This window comes from Hymenobacter endophyticus (assembly GCF_032464715.1).
GTDB lineage: Bacteria > Bacteroidota > Bacteroidia > Cytophagales > Hymenobacteraceae > Hymenobacter > Hymenobacter endophyticus.
The window spans coordinates 63,757-90,652 of the sequence record NZ_JAWDJT010000006.1 but is presented as its reverse complement, the minus strand read 5'-3'; the positions used below and the strand labels follow the sequence as shown (position 1 = coordinate 90,652).

Here is a 26,896-nt window from a genome sequence, read left to right as displayed (position 1 = left end):
CGGAAACCCCGTTCGTTCTGCCGTTCCAGAGTCGATGATCTACGCTTGATAAGCCGCTAGTGCCGCCCGCACCGAGCCGTGCTGGCGGAGCAGGGTGGCTGCGGCTTCCTGCCCGATGTGCAGTTCATCCATCAGCATCTTCTCGCCCCGGTCTACCAGCTTGGCGTTGCTGAGCTGCATATCCACCATCTTGTTGCCCTTCACGCGGCCCAGCCGGATGAACGTAGCCGTGGTCAGCATATTGAGCACCAGTTTCTGGGCGGTGCCGGCCTTGAGACGGGTGCTGCCGGTCACAAACTCGGGGCCCGTTACTACTTCCACCGGAAACTCGGCTACGGCAGCCACCTCGGAGCCCGCGTTGCATACGATACAGCCAGTAGCTAAGCCTGCCTGCCGGGCCTGCTCTAAACCACCAATTACGTAAGGCGTCCGGCCCGAAGCAGCAATGCCTACCACAATATCCTGGGCGGTGATATTATGGGCCTGCAAATCCTTCCAGGCCTGTTCGGCATCATCCTCCGCGTTTTCCACGGCCTTCCGAATGGCGGCGTCGCCGCCGGCAATCAGGCCAATTACCACTCCATGTGGCACCCCAAATGTGGGCGGGCACTCCGACGCATCCAGAATACCCAGCCGCCCACTGGTACCCGCGCCGATGTAAAATAGCCGCCCGCCTTTGCCCAGCCGCGCCACCGTGGCCTCTACCAGAGCTTCAACTTGCGGTAACGCTTTGGCCACAGCCAGCGGAACGGTTTGATCTACGCTATTGATGCCCGCCAGCAGCGCCTGCGTGGATAAGGTTTCGAGGTGGTTGAATTCGGAGGGACTTTCGGTGGTGCTCATGGGCAAAGGGAAGAGGGCAGGAAAGAACTAGGCCAGATGGCCGATTACCGAGAACTTGTCGAAAACATTGGGCGTGTGCGGCGCATCCTGATCCAGTTCCTTGGTGAGGTCCTGACCGGCCCAGTGCTCGTAGTGGTTGCCCCGCTTCCAGAGGCGGGAACGGGTTACATCGTACACCAGGCCCCGGTAGGCCACCCAAATTTCGTCCCGGTCTTGACCGTTGCGAAGAGCCAGCTGGCTGCGGGTATACGTTGGTAGAAGTGTAGTGCTAACTGGTTGGTTGTCGTTCGGGAGAGACGGTAAATCAGACATACAGCAAAAACAACAGCTAGTAGCAAGCAGCAAACAACAAAACAAGATTACCCCAACAGGGCCTGGGTCAGAATCCAGCGGTGCGGTACGTCCCCCTGGGCTGCGTGCAGGTAATCTTGGTAACTGCAGGGAACAATACGTTTGGCGTTGCCCGCCAGGTTTACTACCTCCATCCACCACCGGTCGGTTTGCTGTGACTTATAGAATACAATCCGGTCGGGGCCTTCCTCGGCATATTCTTCCAGAGGGCTGTAGTCGGGCGGTCCGTGCAAACCGGCGGCGTAGCGCACAAAGCTGGGACCCCGGAAATCAGTTTCGCGGCGGCGGTGGTAGTAGCCTTCCACAAAGTACCAAAGCATAGTAGCCAACACCATAGCAGCCAGGCCGTGTGCGTCGTAGTCAGGGCGGTAGCCGTAGAGGCCGAACGAAGTAAGCTGGTCATTGCAGCCCGCGTACCAAGCCAGCTTAGCTGCTTCCTCATTGGTGAGGCCAAAGGGGTTAGCCGGATAGTAACCAGGCGCATCGTTCCAGCGCAGGGCGGCAATATCCACGCTCACAAAATCGGCCTGACGCAGTAAAGGCTCTGCCTGCCGAATATCGTCGCGCACCTGGCCTACGCGCAGCGTTTCAAAGTGCAGTTTTTCCAGCGCCGCCAGTACATCGGGGGCCACCAGATACTGCTGATGAGCCAGCTGCGCGAAGTTGAACAGAAAGGAAGGCTCGTGCAGAAGCATACGCCGCAGGTGGCTGTCTGCGGGCATAGCACCTTCAGGCTCGGCCATATCCACGCGGGCGTCAATGGTAGCAAAACTGATGGGCCGCTCCAGGGTTTCGTAGGCCAGAAACTGCCCGTAATCCAGGTCGTGAGAACCACCCAGCAGCAGCGGAACCGTATTATTCTCCAACAGGGCCGCAATGATTTCGCGCAGCCGCTGGTAGGTATCTTCCAGGGTAAGGCCGGGCCGCAGATTGCCCAAATCAACCAACCGGCACGGCCCCGAACCCTTCTGCAGCTGGTACAGGCATTTGCGCACGGTATCAGCGCCGTGGCGCGATGGGGCGCCATCGGCGCTACCTCGCCATTCATCCAGACCAATAATAGCCAAATCGGCCGCGCGCCAATCCGGAAACGTATCCAGGAAGGGCGTAACGTAGCTTGCCAGTGTGGTGGGGGCGGATGCAGCGGAAACCAGCTCCTCAGTGAGCGGGTCAAAAAAGATAGCCAGATTCATCGTGCGCGGCGGGTGCGGACTCCGACAAAGCTACGCAAAAGCCCGGCACTGCCCTAGGGGCTTTTAATCAGTGGATAGCGCTTTCCCGCGAAAAAAATAGTTATTTAAGCTGCCATTCCCGTTACGGCTCAGCTTGCTTTACCGTATCAGGACTGCTAATACCGTCTTCTCTCTGGTCCCAACCCCACCAAGTGCCCCGCTCCACCATGGATATTCGCCGTACGTTCGACATTCTACCCCACCTGCAGCAGAAGTACAATAAGCCCGACTGCTTTGCCGTCAAACTCAACGGTCAGTACACGCCTATTAGTACCGATACGGTAGTCGAGAAAGTAAACCAAGTGAGTCTGGGCTTACGCAGCTTGGGCATCGGTAAGGACGATAAAGTGGCCATTATTTCCATGAACCGCCCGGAGTGGATGTTTGCGGATTTTGGCATTGCCCAACTGGGGGCTACCAGCGTGCCCATGTACCCCAGCATTACGGTAGAGGATTACAAGTACATCTTCACAGATGCCGGCGTAAAGGCCGTGTTTGTATCGGATAAAAAGCTGTTCGACAAAGTACAGGAAGCTACTCAGGGCCTGGATATTCCCCAGCAAAACGTTTTCACCTTTGATAAGATTGAGGGTGCGCGTCACTTTGAAGAACTGCTGGAGCTAGGCAAAAAAGGCAATGCTCAGGAGTTGGAGCCGCTAAAAGCCGCCGTGCAGCCCGACGATTTACTCACGCTGATTTACACCTCGGGCACCACCGGCCAGCCCAAGGGCGTGATGCTTACCCACAACAATCTGCTCAGCAACTGCCGCAATTCCCAGCGCTTTGTGCCCGTTACCAAGGATGATAAAGCCCTGAGCTTCCTGCCGCTCTGCCACATTTTTGAGCGTATGGTTACCCACCTCTACCTCATCAACGGTGTGAGCATCTACTACGCCGAGAGCATGGAAACTATTGCCGATAACTTGCGCGAGGTGAAGCCCGAAATCTTCACCACCGTGCCGCGCCTGCTGGAAAAGGTGTACGACAAGATTGTAGCCAAGGGCCACGAGCAAACCGGCGTGAAAAAAAGCCTGTTTTTCTGGGCGCTTGACCTGGGCCTTAAATATGATAATCAGAAGGACAACGGCTTCTTCTATAACACCCAGCTGGCTCTGGCAAACAAGCTGATTTTTAGCAAGTGGCGCGAGGCGCTGGGTGGCAACCTCCGCTGCATTGTGAGTGGGGGCGGAGCCCTGCAGCCTCGCCTGGCCCGCGTGTTCTGGGCGGGTGGCATCCGGGTAATGGAGGGCTACGGCCTCACCGAAACCTCCCCGGTAATTGCCGTGGGCGGCTACGAGCCCGAAAACAACATGATTGGCACCGTGGGCCCCATCATCGACAACACCGAAGTGAAAATTGCCAAGGATGGCGAAATCCTCACCAAGTCCGAGTCGGTGATGAAAGGGTATTATAACAAGCCCGAGCTAACGGCCAAGGAATTCGATGAGGAAGGCTGGTTCCACACCGGCGACATCGGTGAGATTGTAGACGGCAAATTCCTGAAAATCACCGACCGTAAAAAGGAAATGTTCAAAACCTCCGGCGGCAAGTACATTGCCCCGCAGGTCATTGAAGGTAAACTCAAAGAGTCGCCGCTAGTAGAACAGTGCATGGTGGTCGGCGACGGGCAGAAATTTCCTTCTGCGCTGGTCATTCCCTCTTTCGATGACCTCAAAGGCTGGTGTAAGCGTAACAACGTGAACTGCAACTGCTCCAATGAGGAGCTGGTGAAAGACGAGAAGGTGGTGAAGATGTACGAGGACCTCGTGCACAAGTACAACAGCGGCTTTGCTCAGTGGGAGCAAGTCAAGAAAATTGCGCTGCTGCCCACTCACTGGACCGTAGAAACCGGCGAGATGACCCCCACCATGAAGGTCAAGCGCAAAGTCATCACCGAAAACAATAAGGAGCTAATCGACAGCCTCTACAACCGGGAGGAGCGCCGGTAAACCCAGCCGAAATTCACAGAAAAGCCCCGGCCAAGTTGGTAGCGGGGCTTTTCTATGCGTGAGCAACAAGGTAAAGCCTAAATTTTTTATGTAACTTAGTATGCAAGCATAACAGTTTTCTGTATGTTTACCGGACTTGCAGTACCTACCCATGACTCCCGAAGAAACCGTCGATTATAACATCAAAGTAGCCTGGCACGCCATTTCGCGCATGTACAATACGCAGGCTGCCAAGCACGATATTACCACGAGCATCGGCTTTGTGCTGCTGAACATCGACCAGGAGAACGGTACCCCGGCCACCAAGATAGCACCTTTATTGGGCCTCGAAACCCGCTCGCTCACACGCATTCTGCGGAGCATGGAGGAGAAGGGCCTGATCTACAAACAGGCTGATACCCAAGATAAACGCTCGGTGCGTATCTTCCTGACGGAGGAAGGCCTGCGCGGCAAGGAAATTTCCCGCCAGACGGTGCGCCACTTCAACCAGAAGGTGCGCGAGAAAATCCCACAGAGCGAACTGAACGTGTTCTTTAGGGTAGTCGGCCAGATTACGGGCATGATTGAGGGCAAAACCCTCTACGACGACTTCAAACCAAAACCCTTACGCTCCGAGTCGCCGGCTTAGCCGGACGGTGCGGAGCTTTTTTTACGGACTTACTTCCAACTGAGAGAGGGAGTTTGTTCGCTTAAAAACTCGGCATGACGACTAGTTCAGGCCTGCGGCTGACAACTGGTAACTGACAACTAACAACTCATTTTCCCACCTCATTCCTCCCCACGAATGAACCGTACCATCAAAAAAGTAGCCGTATTGGGCTCCGGGGTGATGGGCTCGCGCATTGCGTGCCACTTCGCCAACATCGGTGTGCAGGTATTGCTGCTCGACATTGCGCCCAAGGAGCTGCTGCCCGCCGAGGAGGCCAAAGGCCTGAAGCTGGACAACCCGGCCGTGAAGAACCGCATCGTGAATGCCTCCTTGCAGGCCGCCGTAGCGGCCAATCCGTCGCCGCTGTACCGCAAGGCTGATGCCGCGCGCATCAAAACCGGCAACTTCGACGATAACCTCAAGGACATTGCCGGCTGCGACTGGACGATTGAGGTGGTAGTGGAACGTCTTGACATCAAAAAGAGCCTGTTCGAGCGGGTAGAGCAGTTCCGCAAGCCCGGCACGCTCATCACCTCGAACACCTCGGGCATTCCGATTCATATGATGACGGAGGGTCGTTCCGACGACTTCCGCAAGCACTTCTGCGGCACGCACTTCTTCAACCCGCCCCGCTACCTGAAGCTGCTCGAAATCATTCCGACGCCGGAAACCGACAAGTCGGTGGTGGATTTCCTGATGCACTACGGCGACCTGTACCTGGGCAAAACCACGGTACTGGCCAAGGACACCCCGGCCTTCATTGCCAACCGCGTGGGCGTTTTCGCCATCATGGATGTGGTGCAGGTGATGAGCGAGCTGGGCCTGACGGTGGAGGAAGTGGACAAGCTGACCGGGCCGGTTATCGGCCACGCCAAGTCGGCTACGTTCCGCACGTCCGATGTGGTGGGCCTGGATACGATGATCAACGTGGCCAACGGCCTCGCCCAGAACCTGCCCAACGACGAAGCCAAGCACGTATTTCAACTGCCGGACTTCATCAAGAAGATGGCCGAGAACAAGTGGCTGGGCGACAAAACCGCCCAGGGCTTCTACAAGAAAGTGAAGGGCGCCGGCGGCAAGTCGGAAATTCAGGCCCTCGACCTGAACACGCTGGAATATAAGCCCAGCCAGAAGGTGAAATTCGCCACTCTGGAAGCCACCAAGCCGATTGAAAAGCTGGCGGACCGCTTCAAGGTGCTGGCCGCCGGCACAGACAAAGCCGGGGACTTCTACCGCAAGACCTTCGCGGGCCTGTTTGCCTACGTGAGCAACCGGATTCCGGAAATCACCGACTCGCTCTATAAAATTGACGACGCCCTGCGCGCCGGCTTCGGCTGGGACCTGGGACCCTTCGAAACCTGGGATGCCCTGGGCGTGCAGAAGGGCCTGGAGCTGGCAAAGGCCGAAGGCAAAACCGTAGCGCCGTGGGTAGAGGAGATGGTAGCCGCCGGCCACACCGCCTTCTACAAAGTGAGCGAAGCCGGCGTGAAGCAGTTCTACGACATCGAGTCGAAGAGCTACCAGGCTATTCCGGGCATGGAGAACTTCATCATTCTGGACAACCTGCGCGCCACGGGCAAAGTGCTGTGGAAAAACGCCGGCGCCTCGGTGCTCGACATGGGCGACGGTATCCTGAACGTGGAGTTCCACTCGAAGATGAACGCGCTGGGTTCCGACGTCATCCAGGGTTTGCTGAAAGGCGTGGAGCTGGCCGAAAAGGACTTCCGCGGCCTCGTGGTGGGCAACGACGCGCCGAACTTCTCGGCCGGTGCCAACCTGGGCCTCGTGTACATGTTCGCGCTGGACCAGGAGTACGACGAGCTGAACCTGATGATTGCCCAGTTCCAGCAGGCCATGATGCGGATGCGCTACAGCAGCATTCCGGTGGTGGGCGCCCCCCACGGCCTGGCCCTGGGAGGCGGCTGCGAGCTAAACCTGCACTGCGACCGGGTGGTAGCAGCGGCCGAAACCTATATGGGCCTCGTGGAATTCGGCGTGGGCCTGATTCCGGGCGGCGGCGGTACCAAGGAAATGACCCTGCGCACTGCCCTCAAATACGAGGAAGGTGAGCCGGAGTACAACCTGCTGCGCAACGCCTTCATGACGGTGAGCACCGCCAAGGTATCCACCTCGGCCCACGAAGCCTTCGACCTGGGCTTCCTGCGCCGCGGCGACGAAGTGGTGGTAAACTCCAACCGCGTGCTGGCCCAGGCCAAAGCCGCTGCCATTGAACTGGCCGAGGATGGCTACACCCAGCCGCTGCAGAAAACCAACATCAAGGTGCAGGGCAAAGGCGCCCTGGGCATGTTCCTGACCGGCGTGCACGCCATGAAAGAAGGCCGCTACATCTCCGACCACGATGTGAAGATTGCCAACAAGCTGGCCTACATCATGTGCGGCGGCGACCTGAGCAGCCCCACCGAAGTATCGGAGCAGTACCTGCTGGACCTGGAGCGCGAAGCCTTTCTCTCGCTCACCGGCGAGCGGAAAACGCTGGAGCGGATTCAGAGCATCCTGACTACTGGTAAACCGCTGCGGAATTAGCCGTTAAAAAATCGTTGTCATGCTGAGCTTGCCGAAGCATCTCTACTGCTTCGTTGATTACTAACTCGGCATCAGCACGCGAGATGCTTCGGCAAGCTCAACATGACAGACGGATTTTAACATCCCACCTTCTCTAAGACTCAAAAAAATGAACGCATATATCGTAGCCGGTTACCGCACGGCCGTTGGCAAGGCCAACCGTGGCGGTTTCCGCTTCACCCGCCCCGATGACCTCGCCGCCGACGTCATCAAGCACCTGGTGGCCTCGGTGCCCCAGCTGGACCCCACCCGCATCGACGACGTGATTGTGGGCAACGCCGTGCCGGAGGCCGAGCAGGGCCTGCAGATGGGCCGCCTGATTTCGCTGCTGGCCTTGCCGATGAACGTGTCGGGCCTCATTGTGAACCGCTATTGCGGCTCCGGCGTGGAAACCATTGCCATGGCCGCCGGTAAAATTGCCGCCGGTATGGCCGACTGCATTGTGGCCGGCGGTACTGAAAGCATGAGCCTGGTGCCCACCGTGGGCTGGAAAACTGTGCCCAACTACAACCTGGCCCAGAAGCACCCTGACTACTACCTCGGCATGGGCCTCACCGCCGAAGCTGTGGCCCAGGATTACGGCATCACCCGCGAAGACCAGGACCAGTTTGCCTACAACTCGCACCAGAAGGCCATCAAAGCCATTCAGGAAGGCAAGTTCAAGGACCAGATTGTGCCCGTGACCGTGGAGGAAACCTACCTCGACCAAGCCACCGGCAAAAAGAAAAACCGCTCCTTCGTAGTCGATACCGACGAAGGTCCCCGCGCCGACACCTCCCTGGAAGCGCTGGGCAAGCTGCGTCCCGTGTTTGCCGCCAACGGCTCGGTAACGGCCGGTAACTCCTCGCAGACCTCCGACGGGGCCGCTTTCGTCATTGTAATGTCGGAGCGCATGGTGAAGGAGCTGAACCTGGAGCCCGTAGCCCGCATGGTGACCTACGCTACCGAAGGCATCGACCCGCGCATCATGGGCATGGGCCCCATCAAGGCCGTGCCGAAGGCGCTGAAGCAGGCCGGCATGAAGCTTCAGGACATCGACCTGTTTGAGCTGAATGAGGCCTTCGCCTCCCAGAGCCTGGCCGTAATGCGCGAACTGGACATGGACCAGAGCAAAGTGAACGTGAACGGCGGCGCCATTGCCCTTGGTCACCCACTAGGCTGCTCCGGTGCCAAGCTCAGCATCCAGCTCTTCCATGAGCTGCGCGCCCGGGGCCAGAAGTACGGCATGGTAACCGCCTGTGTAGGTGGCGGCCAGGGCGTAGCCGGCATCTACGAGTTGCTGAAGTAATAATGTAGCATAAGCTTTAGCTTGTGCCGTGGGCGGCCCGAAGCCCAGCTTCGGACGGAAAACTCAGCCGCTCACGGCACAAGCCAAAGCTGTGTGGTCAGAACAGTGTAGAGACGCAATATTTTGCGTCTCGTCGTTGAACGACCGGTCTTGCGCTATCTGAACAACATCAGCAACGGCGAGACGCAAAATATTGCGTCTCTACACGTTCTGCCGAACCGCAAAAAGAAACCCCACATCAAACTGGGGTTTTCTTTTCAGTAACTAGTCGGCAAGCATAACAAATTTTTGTATCTTTCGGTACAACAAAACAACGGGGCTTACTTGCCGGTAAATAGTAGGTAAGCCGAGTAGTTCCTCTTCTTTTTGACTTCGAATTTTCCCACATCAACCCTCACCCGGTCATGGAAGTAACCAACCAACTTGTGAAAGGCGGCGAGTTTATCATCAAGGAAACCGACGCCCAGGACGTATTCACGCCCGCCGATTTTTCGGAGGAGCAGAACATGATGCACCAGACCGCTCTCGACTTCGTGGAGAAGGAGGTGCAGCCGCTGCTGGAGCGCCTCGATAACCACGAGGAAGGCCTCATGCGCGGCCTGATGGAAAAAGCCGGCCAGCTAGGGCTGTTCGGCGTGAGCATTCCTGAGCAGTACGGCGGACTGGACATGGACTTCCCCACGTCGCTGCGCGTGACGGAGGGTGTGGGTGGTGGCCACTCGTTCCCGGTGGCCTTCGCGGCGCATACCGGCATTGCCATGCTGCCCATTCTGTACTTCGGCAACGACGAGCAGAAGGCCAAGTACCTGCCCGGCCTCACCAACGGTGAGCTGATGGGTGCTTACTGCCTCACCGAGCCCGGCTCCGGTTCCGACGCCCTGGGCGCCAAGACCAAAGCCATGCCCACCGAAGACGGTGAGCATTACGTGCTCAACGGCCAGAAAATGTGGATTACGAACGGTGGTTTTGCCGACGTATTCATCGTGTTTGCGCAGGTGGATGGTGACAAGTTCACCGGCTTCATTGTGGAGAAAAACACGCCCGGTCTGAGCCTCGGGAACGAGGAGCACAAGATGGGTATCAAGGGTTCTTCGACCCGCCAGGTGTTCCTGTCCGACGTTAAAGTGCCGAAATCGGCGGTGCTGGGCGAGATTGGCAAAGGCCACCTCATTGCCTTCAACATCCTGAACATTGGCCGCATCAAGCTGGCTGCCGCTTGCCTGGGCGCTACCAAAATGGCTGCCACGCTGAGCGTGAAATACGCCAACGAGCGGGTGCAGTTTAAGCTGCCCATCAGCAAGTTCGGCGCTATCAAATATAAGCTGGCTCAGCAGGCGGTACGCATCTACGCCGTAGAATCGGCTATTTACCGCGCCGGCATGGACATCTTCCGCATGGAGCAGGAGCTGCTCAGCAAAGGTCAGAGCCACAACGAGGCGCTGCTGGGGGCCGCCCGCGAGTTTGCCGTGGAGTGCGCCATTCTGAAAGTAGAAGGCTCAGAAGTGCTGGATTACGTGGTGGATGAAGGCGTGCAGATTTACGGTGGCTACGGCTTCTCGGCCGACTACCCGATGGACCGCGCCTACCGGGATTCGCGCATCAACCGCATCTTCGAGGGCACCAACGAAATTAACCGCATGCTGGCCGTGGACATGATCCTGAAGAAGGCTATGAAAGGCGAGCTGGACCTGATGGGCCCGGCCCAGGCCGTGCAGCAGGAGCTGATGGCTATTCCGGACTTCAACCTGGAAGAAGAAACCGGCCTGTTTGCCGCCGAGAAAAAGACCATTGCCAAGCTGAAGAAGGCCATTCTGATGGTAGCTGGTACGGCTGTGCAGAAGTACATGAACTCGCTCGCCAAAGAGCAGGAAGTACTGATGAACATTGCCGACATGGCCATCAAGGTGTACACCGCCGAAAGCACGCTGCTACGCGTGGAGAAGGAAGCCACCGCTAAAGGCGAGGAGGCAGTTTCGACGCAGATCGACATTGCCCGCGTGTACCTCTACGACACCGTGGACCAAGTAAACAAGTTCGGCAAAGACGCCATCGGCACCATGACAGAGGGCGACGAGCAGCGCCTCTTGGCTATGGGCCTGAAGCGCTTCACCAAGTCGGACCTCTACAACGCTAAGGAGGCCCGTCGGCGCATTGCCGACCACCTCATTGCCGCCAACGAATACACCTACTAAGGACCACTGATTAACACGGATTTCTCGCGGATTTCACGGATTCTGTGGACGGTGCTGGCAGGCGCTTTCCGCGAAGCGTGAAGCCGGGGAACCTCAGTAAACAGCAAGCCGCCCCCGAAACGGGGGCGGCTTGCTGCGTTTTTGGGTGTTTGTCATTCTGATCAAAGGAAGGAATCTGGGTGAGGCCGGTGAACGAAGTAGAGACGCAATATTTTGCGTCTCGTCGTTGCTGATGTTATTTAATATGCGCGGTGCCTTGTTCAACGACGAGACGCAAAATATTGCGTCTCTACTTCGTTCACCGGCCTTAAAAACGCAATTCGGCACAACGCCAGCGGCCGGGCTACCGTTTGCTGATACATCTCCCACCTTCAATTCCATCCACTTATGGCCAACGAACAGGTACAGGGTAAAGACTTTTACGAGAGCGTGCTGCGGTTTTACGACCACGCGGCCAGCTTCTCCAAGCTTGACCCCGGCATCATCGCCCAAATCCGGGCCTGCAACAGCATATACAAGGTCAACTTCCCGGTGGAAGTGGACGGCCATGTGCAGGTGTTCGAAGGTATCCGGGTGCAGCATAGTCACCACAAGCTGCCCAGCAAGGGCGGCATCCGGTACAGTGTGTACGTGGATGAGGAGGAGGTAATGGCCCTGGCTACGCTTATGACCTTCAAGTGCGCGCTGGTGGACGTGCCGTTCGGGGGCGCGAAAGGAGGAGTAAAAATCAACCCCCGCACCACGCCCGTGAATATTCTGGAGCGCGTGACGCGGCGCTACGCCACGGAGCTGATTAAAAAGAACCTCATCGGCCCCGGCATGGACGTGCCGGCCCCCGACTACGGCACCGGTAGCCGCGAAATGGCTTGGATTGCTGATACTTACCAGACTTTCAAATACGGCGACACCAACGCCCTAGGCTGCGTAACCGGCAAGCCGGTCGGGCAGGGGGGCATCCGGGGGCGGACCGAGGCTACGGGCCTGGGGGTGTTTTACGGCCTGCGCGAACTGCTGCTGGATGAGCCGATGCTGGCCAAAGTGGGCCTGAGCAGCGGCGTGGCCGGCAAGCGCATCATCGTGCAGGGGCTGGGTAACGTGGGCTACTACGCGGCCAAGTTCTGCCAGGAAGCCGGAGCCATCATCATCGGTATTGCCGAGCGGGAAGGCGGCGTATTCAGCGAAGCCGGCCTCGATGTGGAGGCTTTGTTTCAGCACCGCCAACGCACAGGTTCAGTGCTGGGATTTGCCGGGGCCGAGGACGTGGCCGAGTCGCTGGACCTGCTGGAGCGGGAGTGCGACGTGCTGATTCCGGCAGCGCTGGAAAACCAGATTCACGAAGGCAATGCCAACCGCATCAAGGCCAAAATCATTGCCGAAGGGGCCAACGGCCCCACCACCCAGGCCGCTGAGAGAATTCTGCTGGATAAGGGCGTCATCATCCTGCCCGACCTTTATCTGAATGCCGGCGGTGTGACGGTATCATACTTCGAATGGCTGAAAAACCTGTCGAACGTGCGCTTTGGGCGCATGGGCAAGCGGGCCGAGGAGGGTGCCATGCGTCGGCTGGTGGAAACCATTGAGCGCACCACCGGCAAAACCATCACCGACCAGGAGCGCCAGCTCATCGTGCACGGCGCCGATGAAATTGACCTGGTGCACTCTGGCCTCGAGGACACCATGATTACCGCCTACCAGTCTATCCGCAAGGTAATGGACGACGTGGAAGGCATAACCGACCTGCGCACCGCCGCCTTTTATAGCGCCATCGAGAAAATCGGCGTCAGCTACCAGTCCCTCGGCATCTTTCCGTAAACCAATGCGCATGTTCGCCCACAAAAAAGCCGTTTCTGGATTCAGAAACGGCTTTTTTGTGGGCGAACAGATCTGCGGTATTAGCACCATCTGCACCATCTGTGATTTATTTAACCACAATCTTGTTCAACATCAGGGCCGCTGATTTTTTGCTGGGCCGGCTTACGCCGATGAGGGTTTTTGCATCTATCCAGGCCGTGAAATCCTTCACATAGGAGGGGTTCTGGTCGGCAGCTACGTTCAAACCCAGTCCTTTCGGTTCCGATACCACGCCCGTCTGTACGTTTAAGCGGCGTAAGTACAGATCCGACTTGTTCTTGAGCTTCTCCCAGGTAACTACCTGCACTTCGGGGCCAAACACGGCTGCCCGGTACCCAATGCTGCTGTAGCCTTCGGTAGCGGGGGCCACTTGGTCCTTGCCGATGATGCTGTGCCAGGTGGGCGTCTGGAACTCGTTGTAGCCAAACAGGTGCAACTCGCGGGTGTGGCCGGGCGAGTCGTCGCCGCCTTCCTCGTACTTCTTCTCGGCCGCCACCACCAGCTGCTTGTCGTCGGTGAGCAGCAGGTCAGTTAGGTACACATCTTCGAGGCGCTTGGCAGCGCTGCCGGTGGCTTTGTTGGCTTCAGCCAGGTACTCAGGTGTGAATTTGACTTCGGGAGCAAACTTCATGTCGCCTTCGGCCGAGAAGTCGAACTTCACCACTTTCAGGCTGTGGTAGAGGCCGGTTTCCCGCTCGTTGCAGATGGCCGCGGCGTACAGCGTATTATCGGGCAGCAGGCGGAAACGGGAGTCGAACACATTGACCACCTTGCCTCCAAACGTACCGCCCACCGATACCGACATCACTTTCACATCGGGCGAATCGTTGCGGTAGCGGCGTACGGTCAGCTTTTTCATCTCGTCGCCTACCAGCGTCACCAGCTGGGAGCCGTCGTTGCCCACATGCACGGTAGTCGAAAAGAAGCCGCCTTGGTCGTGGAAATCGTAGGTGCGGTCTTTGAGCTTGGTCAGCTTTCCGTCGAACACGCTGGCACTAATGGCCTTAATCTGGGCCCCCTGTGTAAGGTAGCGCCATACTACCAGCTTGCTGCCATCGGGCGAAAAGGCCACACCGGGGCGACGGTCGCGGGAGGAGGCATCCAAAAGTTTTTTAGCCGGTAATTTCTGGCCATTGCTCAGGTCCAGAGAATACGCCGTCAGCTGCTGGGATGAGCCGCCTTGATGAACAACCACTAGTGCGTGGCTGCTGCTGCGCGCAAAGCCATCCACGGCTTCGCCGGCCGTCAAGGGCAAAACCGTGCTCCACTGTCGCTTCAGTTCAGCATCGTATCGTTCCACGGCATACTCAGTGGCCGAGGTATGTGCCAGCACAATAAATCCGCCAGCTGGCAAGGGCAGCGTTTTGCTGGGTACTCGCTGGTTATACCGGTCATCCGTTTGCTCGGGCAAGTAGCTGAAGGCCGCTGATTTTACCCGTTGAGCCGAGGCTATAGGCAAGCTGGCAAGTAGCAGGGCGGCTGAAATACCGGTATGCAGCAAAAAAGAAAAACGCACAGGCAAAGTCAGTTACGTAAAAAAATAGGAGAGTACGAGAAAAATGTACTCTCCAAAGGTATCCAACTTCCCGCGGACTCCGTACACCCCCCGCTTTGCAACTGGTAAGGCCCTATTAAGCCGGTATTGTGTGCGCCAGTGATGCCGAAAGCGGTGTCAATGGCAAGCATTACGGCTGTTTTCTCTAAGTAGTAAAACTTCGAAAAATACTGCAACAAGACGTAGGGCCGTGGACAGCGTTTTATATAGGAAATAGTTTTTTCTATATAAAAATGCCATCTCGGGTTAGTGAAGGAGTAGGTGTTCACAACAGGTGTGGAGACTTTACCTTGAATTTTCTGTAGTTTTCTAGGCAGTTGTAGGATTTACGGCTTGATGGTCCGAAATTTGCAGCCCGCATTTACTCAACTTGATTGTACTCTATGAAATCTTTATTACGTTTTTCTTTAATGATTTCGCTGATTGTACTAGGTAAGCTCAACCAGCAGGCATTGACACCTGGTACGGTTGCTAAACCCACGCAAGCTGTATGGCACCTCCCGGTTAGTGCCGCTTCTTTCTTCCACACTGCCCCAGCCGTCAAGCGAAAGATTAGTAACAATGGCTCTAGCTTTTGGCAGGCTACCGCTCCGGCTTCTGTTTCAACGGCTAACATTGAGTAACCCTGCTCCAGACGACCTCCTATAGGTCGTCTTTTTACTGTCGGTCCAGTACCATGATAATGCCTGATTTGCTTTCCCAGACGGGGAGCAAATCAGGCATTATCATGGTACTGGACCGACCGAAGCAGGTAAAGGGAATTAACTGATGCGGCTCCAGTTCACGGCCGTGGCTGGTAAGCTCTCGATATGGCGGCGGATGGCCTGATTTTCGGGCTTCTTTAAGTCAGGGTCTTCGGCCAGAATAGCTTGGGCGGCGGCGCGGCTTTCGCTCAAAATACGGCCATCCTTGGCTAAATCAGCAATGAGCAGATCAAGGACGCCGCTTTGTTGAGTGCCCATCAGGTCACCGGGGCCGCGCAGCTTAAGGTCGATGTCAGCAATTTCAAAGCCATTGTTGGTGCGCACCATCGTTTCGATGCGGGTGCGCGAATCTTTGCTGAGTTTGTAGCCGCTCATCAGGATACAGTAGCTCTGCTCGGCGCCCCGGCCCACGCGGCCCCGCAACTGGTGCAGCTGAGAAAGGCCAAACCGCTCAGTGCTTTCAATGACCATTACCGAGGCGTTGGGCACGTTTACACCCACTTCAATTACGGTGGTAGCCACCATAATCTGGGTTTCATTCTTCACGAACCGCTGCATCTCAGCGTCTTTCTCGGCGGCCGACATACGCCCGTGTACGATGCTGATTTGGAACTCCGGAAATGCCCGGGCCACGCTTTCGTAGCCATCCATCAGGTCCTTGTAGTCGGCCATTGTTTCGCTTTCCTCAATCAATGGGTACACAATGTACACCTGCCGCCCTAACCGAATCTGGTCGCGTAGGAAACCAAATACCTTGAGGCGGTTGGAATCGAAGCGGTGTACGGTAACAATGGGCTTACGGCCGGCCGGCAGCTCATCAATCACCGATACATCTAGGTCACCGTAGAGCGTCATGGCCAGGGTGCGCGGAATGGGCGTGGCCGTCATTACCAGCACATGCGGAATAACGTGCGGGTTTTTCTGCCAGAGCTTGGAGCGCTGGGCCACCCCAAAGCGGTGCTGCTCATCCATAATGGTAAGTCCCAGATTACGGAATTGCACCACATCCTCCAGTAGCGCGTGCGTGCCTACCAGCATGTGCATTTCTCCGCTCCGTAACTGCTCGTGCAGCACGCGCCGCTCGGCCGTACGGGTGCTGCCTGTGAGCTTCCCAATCTTCAGGCCCAGCAAATCAGCAAACCCTTTCAGCCCCACGTAATGCTGGTCAGCCAGAATTTCGGTCGGAGCCATCAGGCAGCTTTGGGCGCCGTTGTCGGCGGCCATAAGCATGCTGATGAAGGCCACAATCGTCTTGCCCGAGCCAACGTCGCCTTGCAGCAGCCGGTTCATTTGCTGGCCTGCGCAGAAGTCCTTGTAGATATCATGGATAACGCGCTTTTGGGCCCCAGTGAGGTCGAAAGGCATTACATTCTTGTAGAAATGCACCAGCGTAGGCACTTCCTTGAACACTTGGCCAGCCAGCGTAACTTTTCGTTGGTCGCGTTGGCGCAGCAGCTTGAGCTGCACGTAAAACAACTCCTCAAATTTCAGCCGAAAACGCGCCGTTTGCAGTTGCTCGGTGCTTTGGGGAAAGTGAATCTGCTGAATGGCGGTGGCCTTGTCCATCAGCGCATACTGCTGAATAAGGGCTGGCGACAGAGTTTCCTGCACCTGGGGCAGGGCAATCTTCAGCAAGTCGGCCACCATGCGCGCAATGGCCTTGCTATCTATGCGGTGGTAGTTCTTGAGCTTCTCGGAGGTGTTGTATACTGGTTGCAGGTAGCTCTGGCCAACTTTCTGCTCGGTCACCTCCTCCATTTCCGGGTGGGCCATCTGGGGGCGGCCGTTGAACATCGTGGGCTTGCCGAATACGATGTACTCCTGGTGGTTCTTAATCACCTTCTCCAGGTAGTTCACGCCCTTGAACCACACCAGGTCCAGTTCTCCGCTGGCGTCGGCTACCTTGGCCACCATGCGCTTCTTAGGGCCTTCGCCCACCACCTCACGGTTGCGCAATACGCCCTTCACTTGCACAAATGGCAGGTCGTCGTGCAGGTCGCAGATGTTGTAGAACTGGGTGCGGTCGAGGTAGCGGAACGGGTAGCGCTGAATCAGGTCACCGTAGGTGAATAGGTTCAGCTCCTTTTGCAGCAGCTGAGCCCGTTGCAGGCCCACACCCCGCAGGTATTCTAGCTTGGTTTGAAAGAAGTTACTCATTTACTAGCTGTTCGCTATTGGCTGATAGCTGGTAGCTTTTTTGAAAGCGCTACGATAAAGCTATCAGCCAACGGTCAATAGCTTCAAAAATCATTGATATTTCAGCGTGTTCAGCAGCCGCACCACATCCTGTTTCACGTACTCAATCACGGGGGCCAACGAGTCGTTGGCCGTAGCCGTACGGAAGTAGAGCGCCCCCCGGAAAAAGTGGCGGGTGCTGTCGGTGGTGTAAAACTGGAACTGACTGGGTACTTCGCCCTGGAGCTCAAACACAGCCACCCGCATGCCATTGGGTGTTTTCATCACCGATTCGTCGATGGCGGTAGCCTTGATTTCGTGCTTGCTAGTAAGCTTGCGGGCATCTTCCAGCATCCGGTTGAACAGCTTGGGCTGGCCCTTCAGGTCAGAGTACGTTATCTGCACATTAGCCTGCAGCTTGGGGTAGTACACGTTAATCCAGTGTGGCTGGGCTAGGTAGGACGAGTCGCGCAGAATTTTGGCGTAGCGCGAGTACTCAAACGTGTACGGATGGCCCGCGCCCAACGACTGATAGGCGTGAGAGGGCAGGTCAATACGATTGTAGCCCTTGGGTTTGGGCGTGTAGTCGGGTGCGGAGGTGCAGCCGGCGGCCAGAACGAGCAGGGAGCATACCGCGCCAGCAGCGCGCAGAAAGAAAGAAACGGCCATGCAGCAGCGGGGTCGGATGAGCAGGTAAAGGTAGCCAAGAAACCAGCGCCGTGTCTGCCTACGTTCCGCGGGTCACGCAAAAAGCCCCGGCTGGGCCGGGGCTTTCAGGTTGGGCTACAGGCGGAGCTAAAACGGGAGTTGGTCTAGCTCCGGCTCTTGACGGAAAGTAGTGGGCGCTTCGGCAGCCGGGGCCAGCTGCCCGGCTTCGGCGGCCGGACGGCTGCTCAGCAAGGAAATTTCCTCGGCCACAATTTCCGTGACGTAGCGCGTCTGGTTGTCCTTGTCCTGGTACTGCCGGGTCCGGATGCGGCCCTCCACATATACCTGCTGGCCCTTGCGCAGGTACTTTTCGGCTAGCTCCGCTAGGTTGCGCCAAGCAGCAATGGTATGCCACTCGGTGCGCTCCACGCGGGTACCCTGCTTGTCTTTGTAATACTCATTGGTGGCCATAGTAAAATTGGCTACCGAGTTGCCGCCTTCCAGGTGCCGCACCTCGGGGTCTTTTCCCAAGTGTCCAATCAGAATAACCTTGTTTACGCTTGCCATGAGAATGTTCGTGAAAGTAAGTGAATAGGGAAATATTCAACTCTATAAAGATAACAAAACGACCAGCGAATACCAAATAAATTAGCTGATCACAACTTAATATTGCTAATATAATTAGTTGTTAAAATTGATTTCGGCAACTCCTCAATAGCTGCGGCCCGATAAGGGGCCAAGCCCGTGCGCTCCATGACTTCAGCAGCCAATGGTGCTTCCAACCAGATCGGATGAAACTTAGCCTCCACTTTCTGATGACTCAGTACGTGTCGGAGGGCGGCCACTGGCTCTTCAACCCGGTTGGTCAGCATACGCGCCCCCAGGTTTTCCACAGCCTCCACCACGGCTACGGCTGGCAAATCAGCAGCATCCGTTTCGTGCAGAGCAAAGTCGTACAGGCCTTCCCAAATGTCCTTTGGGCCCCGCTTGCGCATATACACCATGTCGGCGTAGCGCAGCACTAGATAGTGGAAGTAGCGCGTGCGTGCGGCCTTGGCCTTGCTTTTAACCGGCAGCTCCTGCACCAAGCCTCGCTGAAAGGCAAAGCACTGCTGCTGCAAGGGGCAGAATAGGCAATCGGGTTTTTGGGGGGTACATTGGATGGCCCCAAACTCCATGATAGCTTGGTTGAACTCCGCTGGCTGTTCGGCCGGAATCAGAGTGTCGGCCAATTGCTGAAACACTTTGCGGCTGGCAGGCACGGCAATGTCTTGGCTGAGGCCAAACACCCGCGCCAGCACCCGAAATACATTGCCATCCAGCACGGCTACTTGCTCATCGTAGGCGAAAGAGGCAATAGCCGCCGCCGTGTACTGGCCCACCCCGCGCAGTTGCAACAACTCGGCATAGGAACCAGGAAAATGCCCGCCGTACTCCTGCACTACCTGCTGGGCCGTGTGATGCATGTTGCGGGCTCGGGAATAGTAGCCCAAGCCCTGCCAGTGGCGCAATACCTCGTCCTGCGGGGCTACCGCCAAGTCTTGCACCGTGGGGTAAGTTGTGATGAAATCTAGGTAGTAGGGAAGGCCCTGTTTCACGCGGGTTTGCTGCAAAATCACCTCCGACAGCCAGATGGCGTACGGGTCACGAGTATGGCGCCAGGGCAGGTCGCGGCGGTGGCGCGGGTACCAATTCAGCAAGGCGGTCGAAAACCAAGAGCGGGATGAGTCGGTTAGAGAGGAGCTCAATGTTTTGAGAAAGAATAAGTTGGATGCAACCATGACGTCCGGGCAGATTGCAGGAAAACGGTTTGTAAAACCAAAAAAGGGGACTACCTTTGTGCCCCTCAAAACGCAGGCAAACTCTTACCGGGCAAGTGCTTACGTTTTGAGGAGTGGCATCTTTTTGCCAGTCAGAATATTTTTCACTCCCTAGTACACTTACCAGCGTGACTAAAGCAGAAGTAATTGCCGAAATTGCCGACAAGACCGGCATCGAGAAAGCAGACGTTTCGGCTACCGTAGAAGCCTTCTTCAAAGTCGTGAAGGATTCCATGGCCGAAGGCAACAACATCTACGTGCGTGGATTCGGCTCTTTCGTGAACAAAAAGCGCGCGAAAAAAGTAGCCCGTAACATCTCGAAAAACACGTCGATTATCATCGACGAGCATTTCATCCCGAGCTTCAAGCCGTCAAAGACCTTCATTGGTAAGATCAAAAACAGCAAAAAAATTAAGGAACTGGCTGCCTAAGCAACCTGTTCTGTTCGTTTGCCGGCTGTGCCGCCGGGCTTGCCCAGACATGGGAACCCGGCGGCCGGCTTTTTTCCCGCGCTGATGGCATCCACTACCGCATCTTCCAAGCATCAACTTCTTGTTCTGGCCCTGGCGTTTGCGCTGGTGGCCGGTTTGTTTTTGTTGCCGAAGGTAATTGTGAAGCCCAAGGAGGGCAAAGAGTCGTTGACGCAAACTGCTGCCCGCACGGCCAACCGTGACCAGGGCGCGGCCGCTCCGTCCACCAGTGCCACCGGCTTGGATGAGCATGGTCACCCGATTGGTAGTCACGATGAGGGAAGCGCCGAACAGCCTCACATGACGGTGCCGGCCGCCCAGCGCGGTGAAATCACCGCGTTGGTACGCAAGTTCTCCAGCGAGGCTGACCAAACCGCCAAGCTGCGGTTGGCCCAGCAATTAGCTGAGAAGTATAAGGCCGTGGAGCGTTTTGATAGCGCTGGGTATTACCTGGAGCAGGTGGCTGTGGTTCGCCCTGGTGAGCAGGCCTGGAAGCGGGCCGCCGATCAGTACTTTGAGGCCTATAGCTTTGCCACTACTGAGGAGCGCCAGAAGCTGCTGGGTGCCAAGTGCCAGGAGCTGTACCAGAAAGTGCTGAAAAACAACCCCGACAACCTCGACGCCAAAACCAACCTGGGTATGGCCTATATGTCCAGCACCAATCCGGTGCAGGGTATCACGCTAATTCGGGAGGTATTGGCAGCCGACCCGCGCAATGAAAAAGCCCTGTATAACCTTGGTTTTCTGGCCATTCAGAGCGGGCAGTTCGATAAAGCAGTGGAGCGTTTTCAGGAGTTGGCGAAAGTAAACCCCGAAAACATCAACGGACAGTTTTATCTTGGCGTCTCATTAGCCAAAACCGGCGCGAAGGCCGAGGCCCGCAAAGCCTTCCTGAAAGCCAAAAGCATCAGCCCCGACCCAGCTCTGGCTACTTCGGTGGATGATGAGCTGAAAAAGCTGCAATAAATTAGTTGTCAGTTGCTAGTTGTGCGTTATTAGATTTCTCTGACAACCGGCAACCAGCAACCGAAAACTAGCCAAAACAAACCATTCAACCACTTAACCCACATCAACATGCCCTGCGGTAAAAAGAGAAAGCGTCATAAGATTGCCACTCACAAGCGGAAGAAGCGTCTGCGCAAGAACCGTCACAAGAAGAAGTAAGCCCTCCCGGGGTTTGCTGGCGGGCTTTTTCTACCAGAAAATGCCCCGTCTATCTTTCACTTAGGTTCTCTGAGAGTGGCCATAAGTTTGCTTTCCCCGTGGCTTGAAAGGGAAGCTAGTGCCTTGGTGCACTGGCTTCCCTTTACGGGTTTCAAGGGGCAAGCAGGCTCAATAGCCGGCTCCGCCAGAGATTCTATTCTAACCGCTTAATCCATTGAGTAACGAATTAATCATTAATTCTACTCAGGACGGAGAACGGATTGCCCTGCTACAGGACAAGCGGCTCATCGAATATCATTTCGACCGCAATGACACCGCCTACTCGGTTGGTGACATTTTCCTGGGTACGGTCAAGAAAGTTATGCCCGGTCTGAACGCCGCGTTCATTGATATCGGGTACCAAAAAGATGCCTTTCTGCACTACGGCGACCTAGGGGAAAACTTTCCTTCCCTGGTGAAGTGGGGCAAAGGCGTACACTCGCAGAAAATACCCGTCGGCCCCCTGAAAACCTTCCAGTTTGACGGGACGCTCGACAAAGTCGGCAAAATCGACAACGCCCTGAAGAAGGGCCAGCAACTGGTGGTGCAAATCATCAAGGAGCCGATTTCTACCAAGGGCCCCCGCTTGTCCATGGATATTTCCATGGCTGGCCGTTACTTGGTACTGGTGCCATTTTCCAACACCATCAGCGTATCCAAGAAAATTGTCAGCAAGACGGAGCGGGAGCGGCTCAAGCGGCTCATTGCCTCCATCAAGCCCGACAATTTTGGCGTGATCATCCGCACGGTGGCCGAGGGCCGCGAGGTGGCTGAACTCGACCGTGATATGCAGAATATGGTAGAGAAGTGGAACACGCTGTTTCAGAATCTGAAGGCGGGGAAACCCAATGACAAGATTCTGGGCGAGCTGGGCCGCACCTCCTCCATGCTGCGCGACATGCTCAACGAGTCGTTCGATGCCATTACCGTGGACTCGGCCCCGATGTACGAGGAAATGCGCAGCTACCTGCAGCAGATTGCGCCCGACAAGCTGGGCTTACTGAAGCTGCACACCGGCAAGGTAAAAGTGTTCGAGCAGCACGGTATTGAAAAACAGCTGAAAACGCTGTTTGGCAAAACCGTAACCGTGCCCGGCGGTGGTTACCTAGTCATTGAACACACGGAAGCTCTGCACGTTATCGACGTAAACTCCGGTAACAAGAGCAACCAGGAAGGCGACCAAGAGGCCACAGCCCTGCACGTGAACCTCGCGGCCGCCAAAGAAGTAGCCCGCCAGCTCCGGCTGCGCGACATGGGCGGCATCATCGTCGTCGACTTCATTGATATGAAGTCGGGCGAGAGCCGCAAGAAGGTGGAGGATACCGTGCACAGCATCATGAAACATGACAAGGCCCGGTACACCATTCTGCCCATCACCAAGTTTGGCCTGCTTCAGATTACCCGGCAGCGCGTGCGGCCGGCCGAAGCCATTGTCACCGGTGAGGTATGCCCCACCTGCGGCGGCACGGGCAAGATTTCCGCTTCCATCCTCGTGACGGACGAAATCGACAACAGCATTGACGACCTGCTGGTAGCCCAAAACCAGTCGGGTATTACGCTTTCGGTGCATCCTTTCCTGCACGCCTATTATACCAAAGGGTTGGTAAGCCGGCAGATGAAATGGTACTTGAAGTATTACAAGTGGGTGAAGGTGATGAAGGACACTAGTCTGGGCCTCACTGAGTACCGCATTGAGGACGAGCACGGCGAGGAAATCGAGCTGCACTCGGCCGCGGCGGCCATGAGCCGGTTGCAGGACCGGGAACTGGAAATAACTGACTGACGGATTTTTTCTGCGAGAAAACTCCTCCTGATAGAAGAAAAGCCCGCGTTGCTGAGAGCAAGGCGGGCTTTTTCCTGTGCCAAGGAATGAAACATGGAAAATTTCGCTTGGCGGCTTTAGTTGCGGGAAACTGACGTTAGGCAGGAAAAAACTACTATTCAGCCAGAATGGCGGTTCATTCAGCGAGGGTATCCGTACTTGCGGGCAAGCACGTCGTCCTCCTACTACGCTATGACCTTTCCGCCCTCTGTTCCGCCTCAGTTTGCAGATGCCGCGCAAGCGTACCAGCGAATTCAGGAGTTGGAGCAGGAGCTGCGGCAGGTGAAAGAAGATGCATACACCCTGGAAACGCGGCTCCAGCACCTGATTAGTCAGGCCCAGGAAGGCGTCATCCTGATTGATCCGGAGGGGCGCATTGCGTTGGTGAATGAGCGGTGCTGTGCCCTGTGGGATATGCCGCATTCGGCCAGTCACTGGATTGGGCAGCCCTGGCAGGAAATGGCGGCGGTTATGTTTGGTATGGCCGCCGATCAGCTGGCCTTTGAGCAGCGGGTGCACGAGCTGCGCGCCAAGGGTGAGCCGGTTTTCAATGAACAGCTGGAACTAAGCGACGGGCGGGTGCTGGAGCGTGACTTCGTGCCGGTGCAGGAGGTGAATGGCCTACGTGCCCGCACTATGATCCGGTTTCGGGATATTACGGAGTACCACCGGGCTACGGAGCAGTTGCGGGCGGTAGCCAGCATTCCCGGCCAAAACCCAAATCCCATTTTCCGGATTGATGCTGAGGGGCAGGTACTATATAACAATCCCTCGGCAAGTGCCCTGCACGCCAGCCTCAGCGAAACCGACCAGAACCGCCTGCTGGCCAAGGCACAACGGCTGGCAGCTACGGCCTTGGCCCAAAATGCCCCCTGGCAGGTAGATATTCCGGTAGGTACTAGTTTTTACGCGGTGTTTGTGATGCCGTTTCCGGAGGAGAGCTACGTAAACCTGTACCTCATCAACATTACCAAACGCATCCTGGCCGAGCAGGAGCTCAATCACGCTAAAGACGAAGCTGAGGCGGCGGTGCGGGCCCGGGAGAACTTTCTGGCTAACATGAGCCATGAAATCCGCACGCCCATGAACGGAGTGCTGGGTATGGCTACCCAACTCAGCAAAACGCGCCTGGATGCGCGTCAGCAGGAGTTTCTGCGCGTCATCCGGACTTCCGGCCAGCATCTGCTCAGCATCATCAACGATGTGCTGGACATGGCCAAAATAACCTCCGGTAAGCTGGAGTTTGAGCAAACGCCCTTCAACCTCTGTGATTCCATGGGGGAGGCTATTCAGCCGCTGGTGCACCAGGCCATTGAGAAAGGAATAACGGTAACGGGGGTACCTCTGAAAGAATCTTGCCCTATACCCTGGGTACTCGGCGACCCGTACCGCATCAACCAGGTGTTAATCAACCTGCTGGCCAATGCCGTGAAGTTTACGGCTCGGGGGGGGCATATCACCGTGGTAGGCCAGCAGCTAACCGAAACGCCCGAAACGCTTACCGTAGAGTTTTCGGTAACTGATACTGGTATCGGCATTCCGGTTGAGCAGCAGCAGCGCATTTTTGAGGGCTTTACCCAAGCCTACGCCGACACCACCCGGCGGTTTGGTGGCACTGGATTGGGCTTGAGTATTTCGCGGGCTATAGTAGAGCAACTAGGGGGCACCCTAGCAGTAGAAAGCGAGCTAGGCCAGGGCAGTACTTTTCGGTTTCAGCTCACGTTGCCGCGCAGTGTTCCGGTCAGTACGCAGGTAGCTACCTCTGCCTTTGATAACGGGACTTTACAGGGCCGCCGCGCGCTGCTGGTGGAAGACAACGAAGTGAACCGGGACGTGGCGCGCATGCTGTTGGAAGAGTGGGGCGTGACGGTGGACGAGGCGGAAGACGGGATTCAGGGTGTAGCCATGTATCAGCAGCACGACTATGATGTTATCCTGATGGATATTCAGATGCCGGGTATGAGTGGGCTGGAGGCTACGGCCCTCATTCGGGAGCTGCCCGATGCCGCTAAAGCCAACGTACCCATCTTGGCCCTCACGGCTAATGCCTTCCGGGCCGACAGTGCCAAGTACCTGGCTGCGGGGATGAATGAGTGCCTGACTAAACCGTTTGAGGAGGCGGAGCTATACCAGGTATTGGAGAAATTAATGCCCACGGCGGCGCCGGCAACAAACAGCTACGACCTTACCAAGCTGCGGGCTTTATCGCACGGCCGCGAAGCCTTCGTGCTCAAAATTATTCGCTCCTTCCTAAGCAACGTTCCGGCCAGCCTCTCGCAGCTGGAAGCCGCCGCCATTGCTGGCGACTGGCAGCAGGTGGCGGCCATCATTCACCACATCAAACCGGGTATTGAGTCGTTAGGGGTGCGGGAGGTAGCCGGGGCCATGCAGCAGCTGGAGCAGCACGTTCCGGCAGTCGGCTCCGAGCAGGTGCCGGCTCATGAGGCGGTGGCCCGGGTGGTTTCCCAGGTAAAACGCGCCTTGCAGGAGCTTCCCCGCGAGTTGCCGCAGGAGTAACTCGCCGTTACAGGCCGCGTATCTGGCGGTAAAATTCCTCCTGATAGGATTTGCCAATGGGCACCTCGTACTTACCCAGTTGCAACATGTTATCCTCAATGGCATCAATGCGCTGAGTATTGACGATGTAGCTCCGGTGGGCCCGCACAAAATGCGCAAAGGGCAACCGGTCGGTGAGGGCCTTGAGGGTCATATATACGATGTGCTTTTGCGTACCTGTGACCAAAATGGAATACGTGGACATGGCCTCAATGAACAGCACCTCATTGAAATCAAGGCGCAGCATTTTGGTGCCTACCTTGATAAAAAGCTCTGAGCTTGGCGTGTCAATTACGGGTGCAGGAGCCACGGCGGCTACCTGCAACTGGTGGCGGTCCAGGGCTCTGGTGACGGCCTGGGTGAAACGAGGCAGATCAACTGGCTTGACCAGGTAGTCGACGACCTGTAGTTCAAAGGCATCTACGGCAAAATCCCGGTGCGTGGTAACCATGATAACCGCCGGGGCTGGCTGCGGCAGTAAGCGGGCTAGCTCCAGACCCGTGAGGTGAGGCATTTCAATATCCAACAGCAGTAAATCGGCCTGCCCTCCCTGACGGAAGTACTGCAGCGCCTCCAGGCTGCCAGCCAAAGAAGCCATTAATGTAAGCTCCGGAGTCAACTCCACCATATGCTCCAGCGTCAGCCGGTTGATTTCGTTGTCATCAACGATAACACAGGTAAATGAAGCGGGCATAGCAGGCGAGGAAGGCAGAAAATACAACAATTCTCTGCAGAGCGCGGAACGTTGCAGATTTGATAGCGCAAGGTATAGGTGAGTAAATAAAGTAGCTCCGGCCGGCGCCCCAAAATCAGTTAAAACAGGCAGAATCCTCGCCCAACAAAGTAGTAAGCCGTTTGTGCATAGCTGTTGGCAGTGGACGGATACTGCACAATAACGTACTGTCCCTGGTATTCCAGAGCCTATCTGCCACCGCCAGCAAGTACCTGGCACGTAAGTAGCCAGCACATTACTAAGCCTGTTTCTGCATAGAACGCCAACGCCCG

20 protein-coding genes are annotated in these 26,896 nt (G+C 56.4%); 11 read left to right on the top strand and 9 right to left on the bottom strand.

The window, feature by feature from the left end; translation table 11 throughout:
* Window positions 1-39: 39 nt before the first annotated feature.
* The 3 genes from murQ to ROI90_RS10810 are packed head-to-tail and all read right to left on the bottom strand — an operon-like array spanning window position 40 to window position 2,387.
* Window positions 40-843 (bottom strand): N-acetylmuramic acid 6-phosphate etherase, encoded by an 804-nt coding sequence (gene murQ, locus ROI90_RS10820; RefSeq protein WP_315998360.1) that lies wholly within the window; start codon window positions 841-843, stop codon window positions 40-42.
* A 27-nt stretch (window positions 844-870) separates the two neighbouring features.
* Window positions 871-1,155, bottom strand: a complete 285-nt coding sequence (locus ROI90_RS10815) for a cytochrome b5 domain-containing protein (RefSeq protein ID WP_315998359.1) — start codon at window positions 1,153-1,155, stop codon at window positions 871-873.
* 47 nt (window positions 1,156-1,202) lie between these two features.
* Entirely contained in the window at window positions 1,203-2,387 is a 1,185-nt protein-coding gene (locus ROI90_RS10810) for a formimidoylglutamase (protein WP_315998358.1), read from the bottom strand.
* A 206-nt stretch (window positions 2,388-2,593) separates the two neighbouring features.
* On the opposite strand from ROI90_RS10810, the gene ROI90_RS10805 reads away from it, so the two are divergent.
* The 6 genes from ROI90_RS10805 to ROI90_RS10780 all read left to right on the top strand — a co-directional run bounded on the left by ROI90_RS10805 (window position 2,594) and on the right by ROI90_RS10780 (window position 12,899).
* Window positions 2,594-4,375 (top strand): AMP-dependent synthetase/ligase, encoded by a 1,782-nt coding sequence (locus ROI90_RS10805; RefSeq protein ID WP_315998357.1) that lies wholly within the window; start codon window positions 2,594-2,596, stop codon window positions 4,373-4,375.
* A gap of 151 nt (window positions 4,376-4,526) precedes the next feature.
* Complete coding sequence (locus ROI90_RS10800; protein WP_315998356.1) at window positions 4,527-5,003, top strand: MarR family winged helix-turn-helix transcriptional regulator; 477 nt, start codon at window positions 4,527-4,529, stop codon at window positions 5,001-5,003.
* 156 nt (window positions 5,004-5,159) lie between these two features.
* Window positions 5,160-7,568 (top strand): 3-hydroxyacyl-CoA dehydrogenase/enoyl-CoA hydratase family protein, encoded by a 2,409-nt coding sequence (locus ROI90_RS10795; protein ID WP_315998355.1) that lies wholly within the window; start codon window positions 5,160-5,162, stop codon window positions 7,566-7,568.
* Between the two features lie 148 nt (window positions 7,569-7,716).
* On the top strand, window positions 7,717-8,895 hold the full coding sequence (locus ROI90_RS10790) for an acetyl-CoA C-acyltransferase (RefSeq protein ID WP_315998354.1): 1,179 nt from the start codon (window positions 7,717-7,719) through the stop codon (window positions 8,893-8,895).
* A 404-nt stretch (window positions 8,896-9,299) separates the two neighbouring features.
* Window positions 9,300-11,087, top strand: a complete 1,788-nt coding sequence (locus tag ROI90_RS10785; RefSeq protein ID WP_315998353.1) for an acyl-CoA dehydrogenase family protein — start codon at window positions 9,300-9,302, stop codon at window positions 11,085-11,087.
* Between the two features lie 387 nt (window positions 11,088-11,474).
* On the top strand, window positions 11,475-12,899 hold the full coding sequence (locus ROI90_RS10780) for a Glu/Leu/Phe/Val family dehydrogenase (RefSeq protein ID WP_315998352.1): 1,425 nt from the start codon (window positions 11,475-11,477) through the stop codon (window positions 12,897-12,899).
* Between the two features lie 106 nt (window positions 12,900-13,005).
* Here the strand turns inward: ROI90_RS10780 and ROI90_RS10775 are convergent, their stop codons facing one another.
* On the bottom strand, window positions 13,006-14,454 hold the full coding sequence (locus tag ROI90_RS10775; RefSeq protein ID WP_315998351.1) for a TolB-like translocation protein: 1,449 nt from the start codon (window positions 14,452-14,454) through the stop codon (window positions 13,006-13,008).
* Between the two features lie 422 nt (window positions 14,455-14,876).
* On the opposite strand from ROI90_RS10775, the gene ROI90_RS10770 reads away from it, so the two are divergent.
* On the top strand, window positions 14,877-15,116 hold the full coding sequence (locus ROI90_RS10770) for a hypothetical protein (protein WP_315998350.1): 240 nt from the start codon (window positions 14,877-14,879) through the stop codon (window positions 15,114-15,116).
* Window positions 15,117-15,254: 138 nt separating this feature from the next.
* Here ROI90_RS10770 and recG read toward each other — a convergent pair whose 3' ends face one another.
* The 4 genes from recG to mutY all read right to left on the bottom strand — a co-directional run bounded on the left by recG (window position 15,255) and on the right by mutY (window position 19,768).
* A complete protein-coding gene (gene recG, locus ROI90_RS10765; RefSeq protein ID WP_315998349.1) occupies window positions 15,255-17,354 on the bottom strand; it encodes an ATP-dependent DNA helicase RecG in 2,100 nt (699 codons plus the stop codon).
* 90 nt (window positions 17,355-17,444) lie between these two features.
* Entirely contained in the window at window positions 17,445-18,041 is a 597-nt protein-coding gene (gene gldD, locus ROI90_RS10760; protein WP_315998348.1) for a gliding motility lipoprotein GldD, read from the bottom strand.
* A gap of 126 nt (window positions 18,042-18,167) precedes the next feature.
* The gene (locus tag ROI90_RS10755; RefSeq protein WP_315998347.1) at window positions 18,168-18,587 is read right to left on the bottom strand and encodes a single-stranded DNA-binding protein; all 420 of its coding nucleotides are present in this window, start codon (window positions 18,585-18,587) and stop codon (window positions 18,168-18,170) included.
* An 89-nt stretch (window positions 18,588-18,676) separates the two neighbouring features.
* Window positions 18,677-19,768 carry an A/G-specific adenine glycosylase gene (gene mutY, locus ROI90_RS10750; protein WP_315998346.1) on the bottom strand — a complete coding sequence of 364 codons (1,092 nt, stop codon included), beginning with the start codon at window positions 19,766-19,768 and terminating at the stop codon, window positions 18,677-18,679.
* A gap of 200 nt (window positions 19,769-19,968) precedes the next feature.
* Between mutY and ROI90_RS10745 the strand changes: the two genes are divergently transcribed.
* From ROI90_RS10745 to ROI90_RS10730, 4 genes are all read left to right on the top strand, one after another.
* Window positions 19,969-20,271, top strand: coding sequence for an HU family DNA-binding protein (locus ROI90_RS10745; protein WP_110979047.1), 303 nt, complete (start codon window positions 19,969-19,971; stop codon window positions 20,269-20,271).
* Between the two features lie 84 nt (window positions 20,272-20,355).
* Window positions 20,356-21,276 (top strand): tetratricopeptide repeat protein, encoded by a 921-nt coding sequence (locus ROI90_RS10740; RefSeq protein WP_315998345.1) that lies wholly within the window; start codon window positions 20,356-20,358, stop codon window positions 21,274-21,276.
* A gap of 412 nt (window positions 21,277-21,688) precedes the next feature.
* Window positions 21,689-23,296, top strand: coding sequence for an Rne/Rng family ribonuclease (locus ROI90_RS10735; protein WP_315998344.1), 1,608 nt, complete (start codon window positions 21,689-21,691; stop codon window positions 23,294-23,296).
* Window positions 23,297-23,527: 231 nt separating this feature from the next.
* Window positions 23,528-25,852: a hybrid sensor histidine kinase/response regulator gene (locus ROI90_RS10730; protein ID WP_315998343.1), complete on the top strand. Its 2,325-nt coding sequence runs from the start codon at window positions 23,528-23,530 to the stop codon at window positions 25,850-25,852.
* Between the two features lie 7 nt (window positions 25,853-25,859).
* Here the strand turns inward: ROI90_RS10730 and ROI90_RS10725 are convergent, their stop codons facing one another.
* Window positions 25,860-26,585: a LytR/AlgR family response regulator transcription factor gene (locus ROI90_RS10725; protein WP_315998342.1), complete on the bottom strand. Its 726-nt coding sequence runs from the start codon at window positions 26,583-26,585 to the stop codon at window positions 25,860-25,862.
* Window positions 26,586-26,896 lie beyond the last annotated feature (311 nt).

Coding starts and splice junctions, on each gene's coding strand:
- ROI90_RS10740 (WP_315998345.1), top strand. CDS start 20,356: ATGGCATCCACTACCGCATCTTCCAAGCATCAACTTCTTGTTCTGGCC.
- ROI90_RS10730 (WP_315998343.1), top strand. CDS start 23,528: ATGACCTTTCCGCCCTCTGTTCCGCCTCAGTTTGCAGATGCCGCGCAA.
- ROI90_RS10790 (WP_315998354.1), top strand. CDS start 7,717: ATGAACGCATATATCGTAGCCGGTTACCGCACGGCCGTTGGCAAGGCC.
- ROI90_RS10770 (WP_315998350.1), top strand. CDS start 14,877: ATGAAATCTTTATTACGTTTTTCTTTAATGATTTCGCTGATTGTACTA.
- ROI90_RS10815 (WP_315998359.1), bottom strand. CDS start 1,155: ATGTCTGATTTACCGTCTCTCCCGAACGACAACCAACCAGTTAGCACT.
- gldD (WP_315998348.1), bottom strand. CDS start 18,041: ATGGCCGTTTCTTTCTTTCTGCGCGCTGCTGGCGCGGTATGCTCCCTG.
- ROI90_RS10755 (WP_315998347.1), bottom strand. CDS start 18,587: ATGGCAAGCGTAAACAAGGTTATTCTGATTGGACACTTGGGAAAAGAC.
- ROI90_RS10795 (WP_315998355.1), top strand. CDS start 5,160: ATGAACCGTACCATCAAAAAAGTAGCCGTATTGGGCTCCGGGGTGATG.
- ROI90_RS10725 (WP_315998342.1), bottom strand. CDS start 26,585: ATGCCCGCTTCATTTACCTGTGTTATCGTTGATGACAACGAAATCAAC.
- murQ (WP_315998360.1), bottom strand. CDS start 843: ATGAGCACCACCGAAAGTCCCTCCGAATTCAACCACCTCGAAACCTTA.
- ROI90_RS10785 (WP_315998353.1), top strand. CDS start 9,300: ATGGAAGTAACCAACCAACTTGTGAAAGGCGGCGAGTTTATCATCAAG.
- ROI90_RS10805 (WP_315998357.1), top strand. CDS start 2,594: ATGGATATTCGCCGTACGTTCGACATTCTACCCCACCTGCAGCAGAAG.
- ROI90_RS10810 (WP_315998358.1), bottom strand. CDS start 2,387: ATGAATCTGGCTATCTTTTTTGACCCGCTCACTGAGGAGCTGGTTTCC.
- recG (WP_315998349.1), bottom strand. CDS start 17,354: ATGAGTAACTTCTTTCAAACCAAGCTAGAATACCTGCGGGGTGTGGGC.
- ROI90_RS10800 (WP_315998356.1), top strand. CDS start 4,527: ATGACTCCCGAAGAAACCGTCGATTATAACATCAAAGTAGCCTGGCAC.
- ROI90_RS10780 (WP_315998352.1), top strand. CDS start 11,475: ATGGCCAACGAACAGGTACAGGGTAAAGACTTTTACGAGAGCGTGCTG.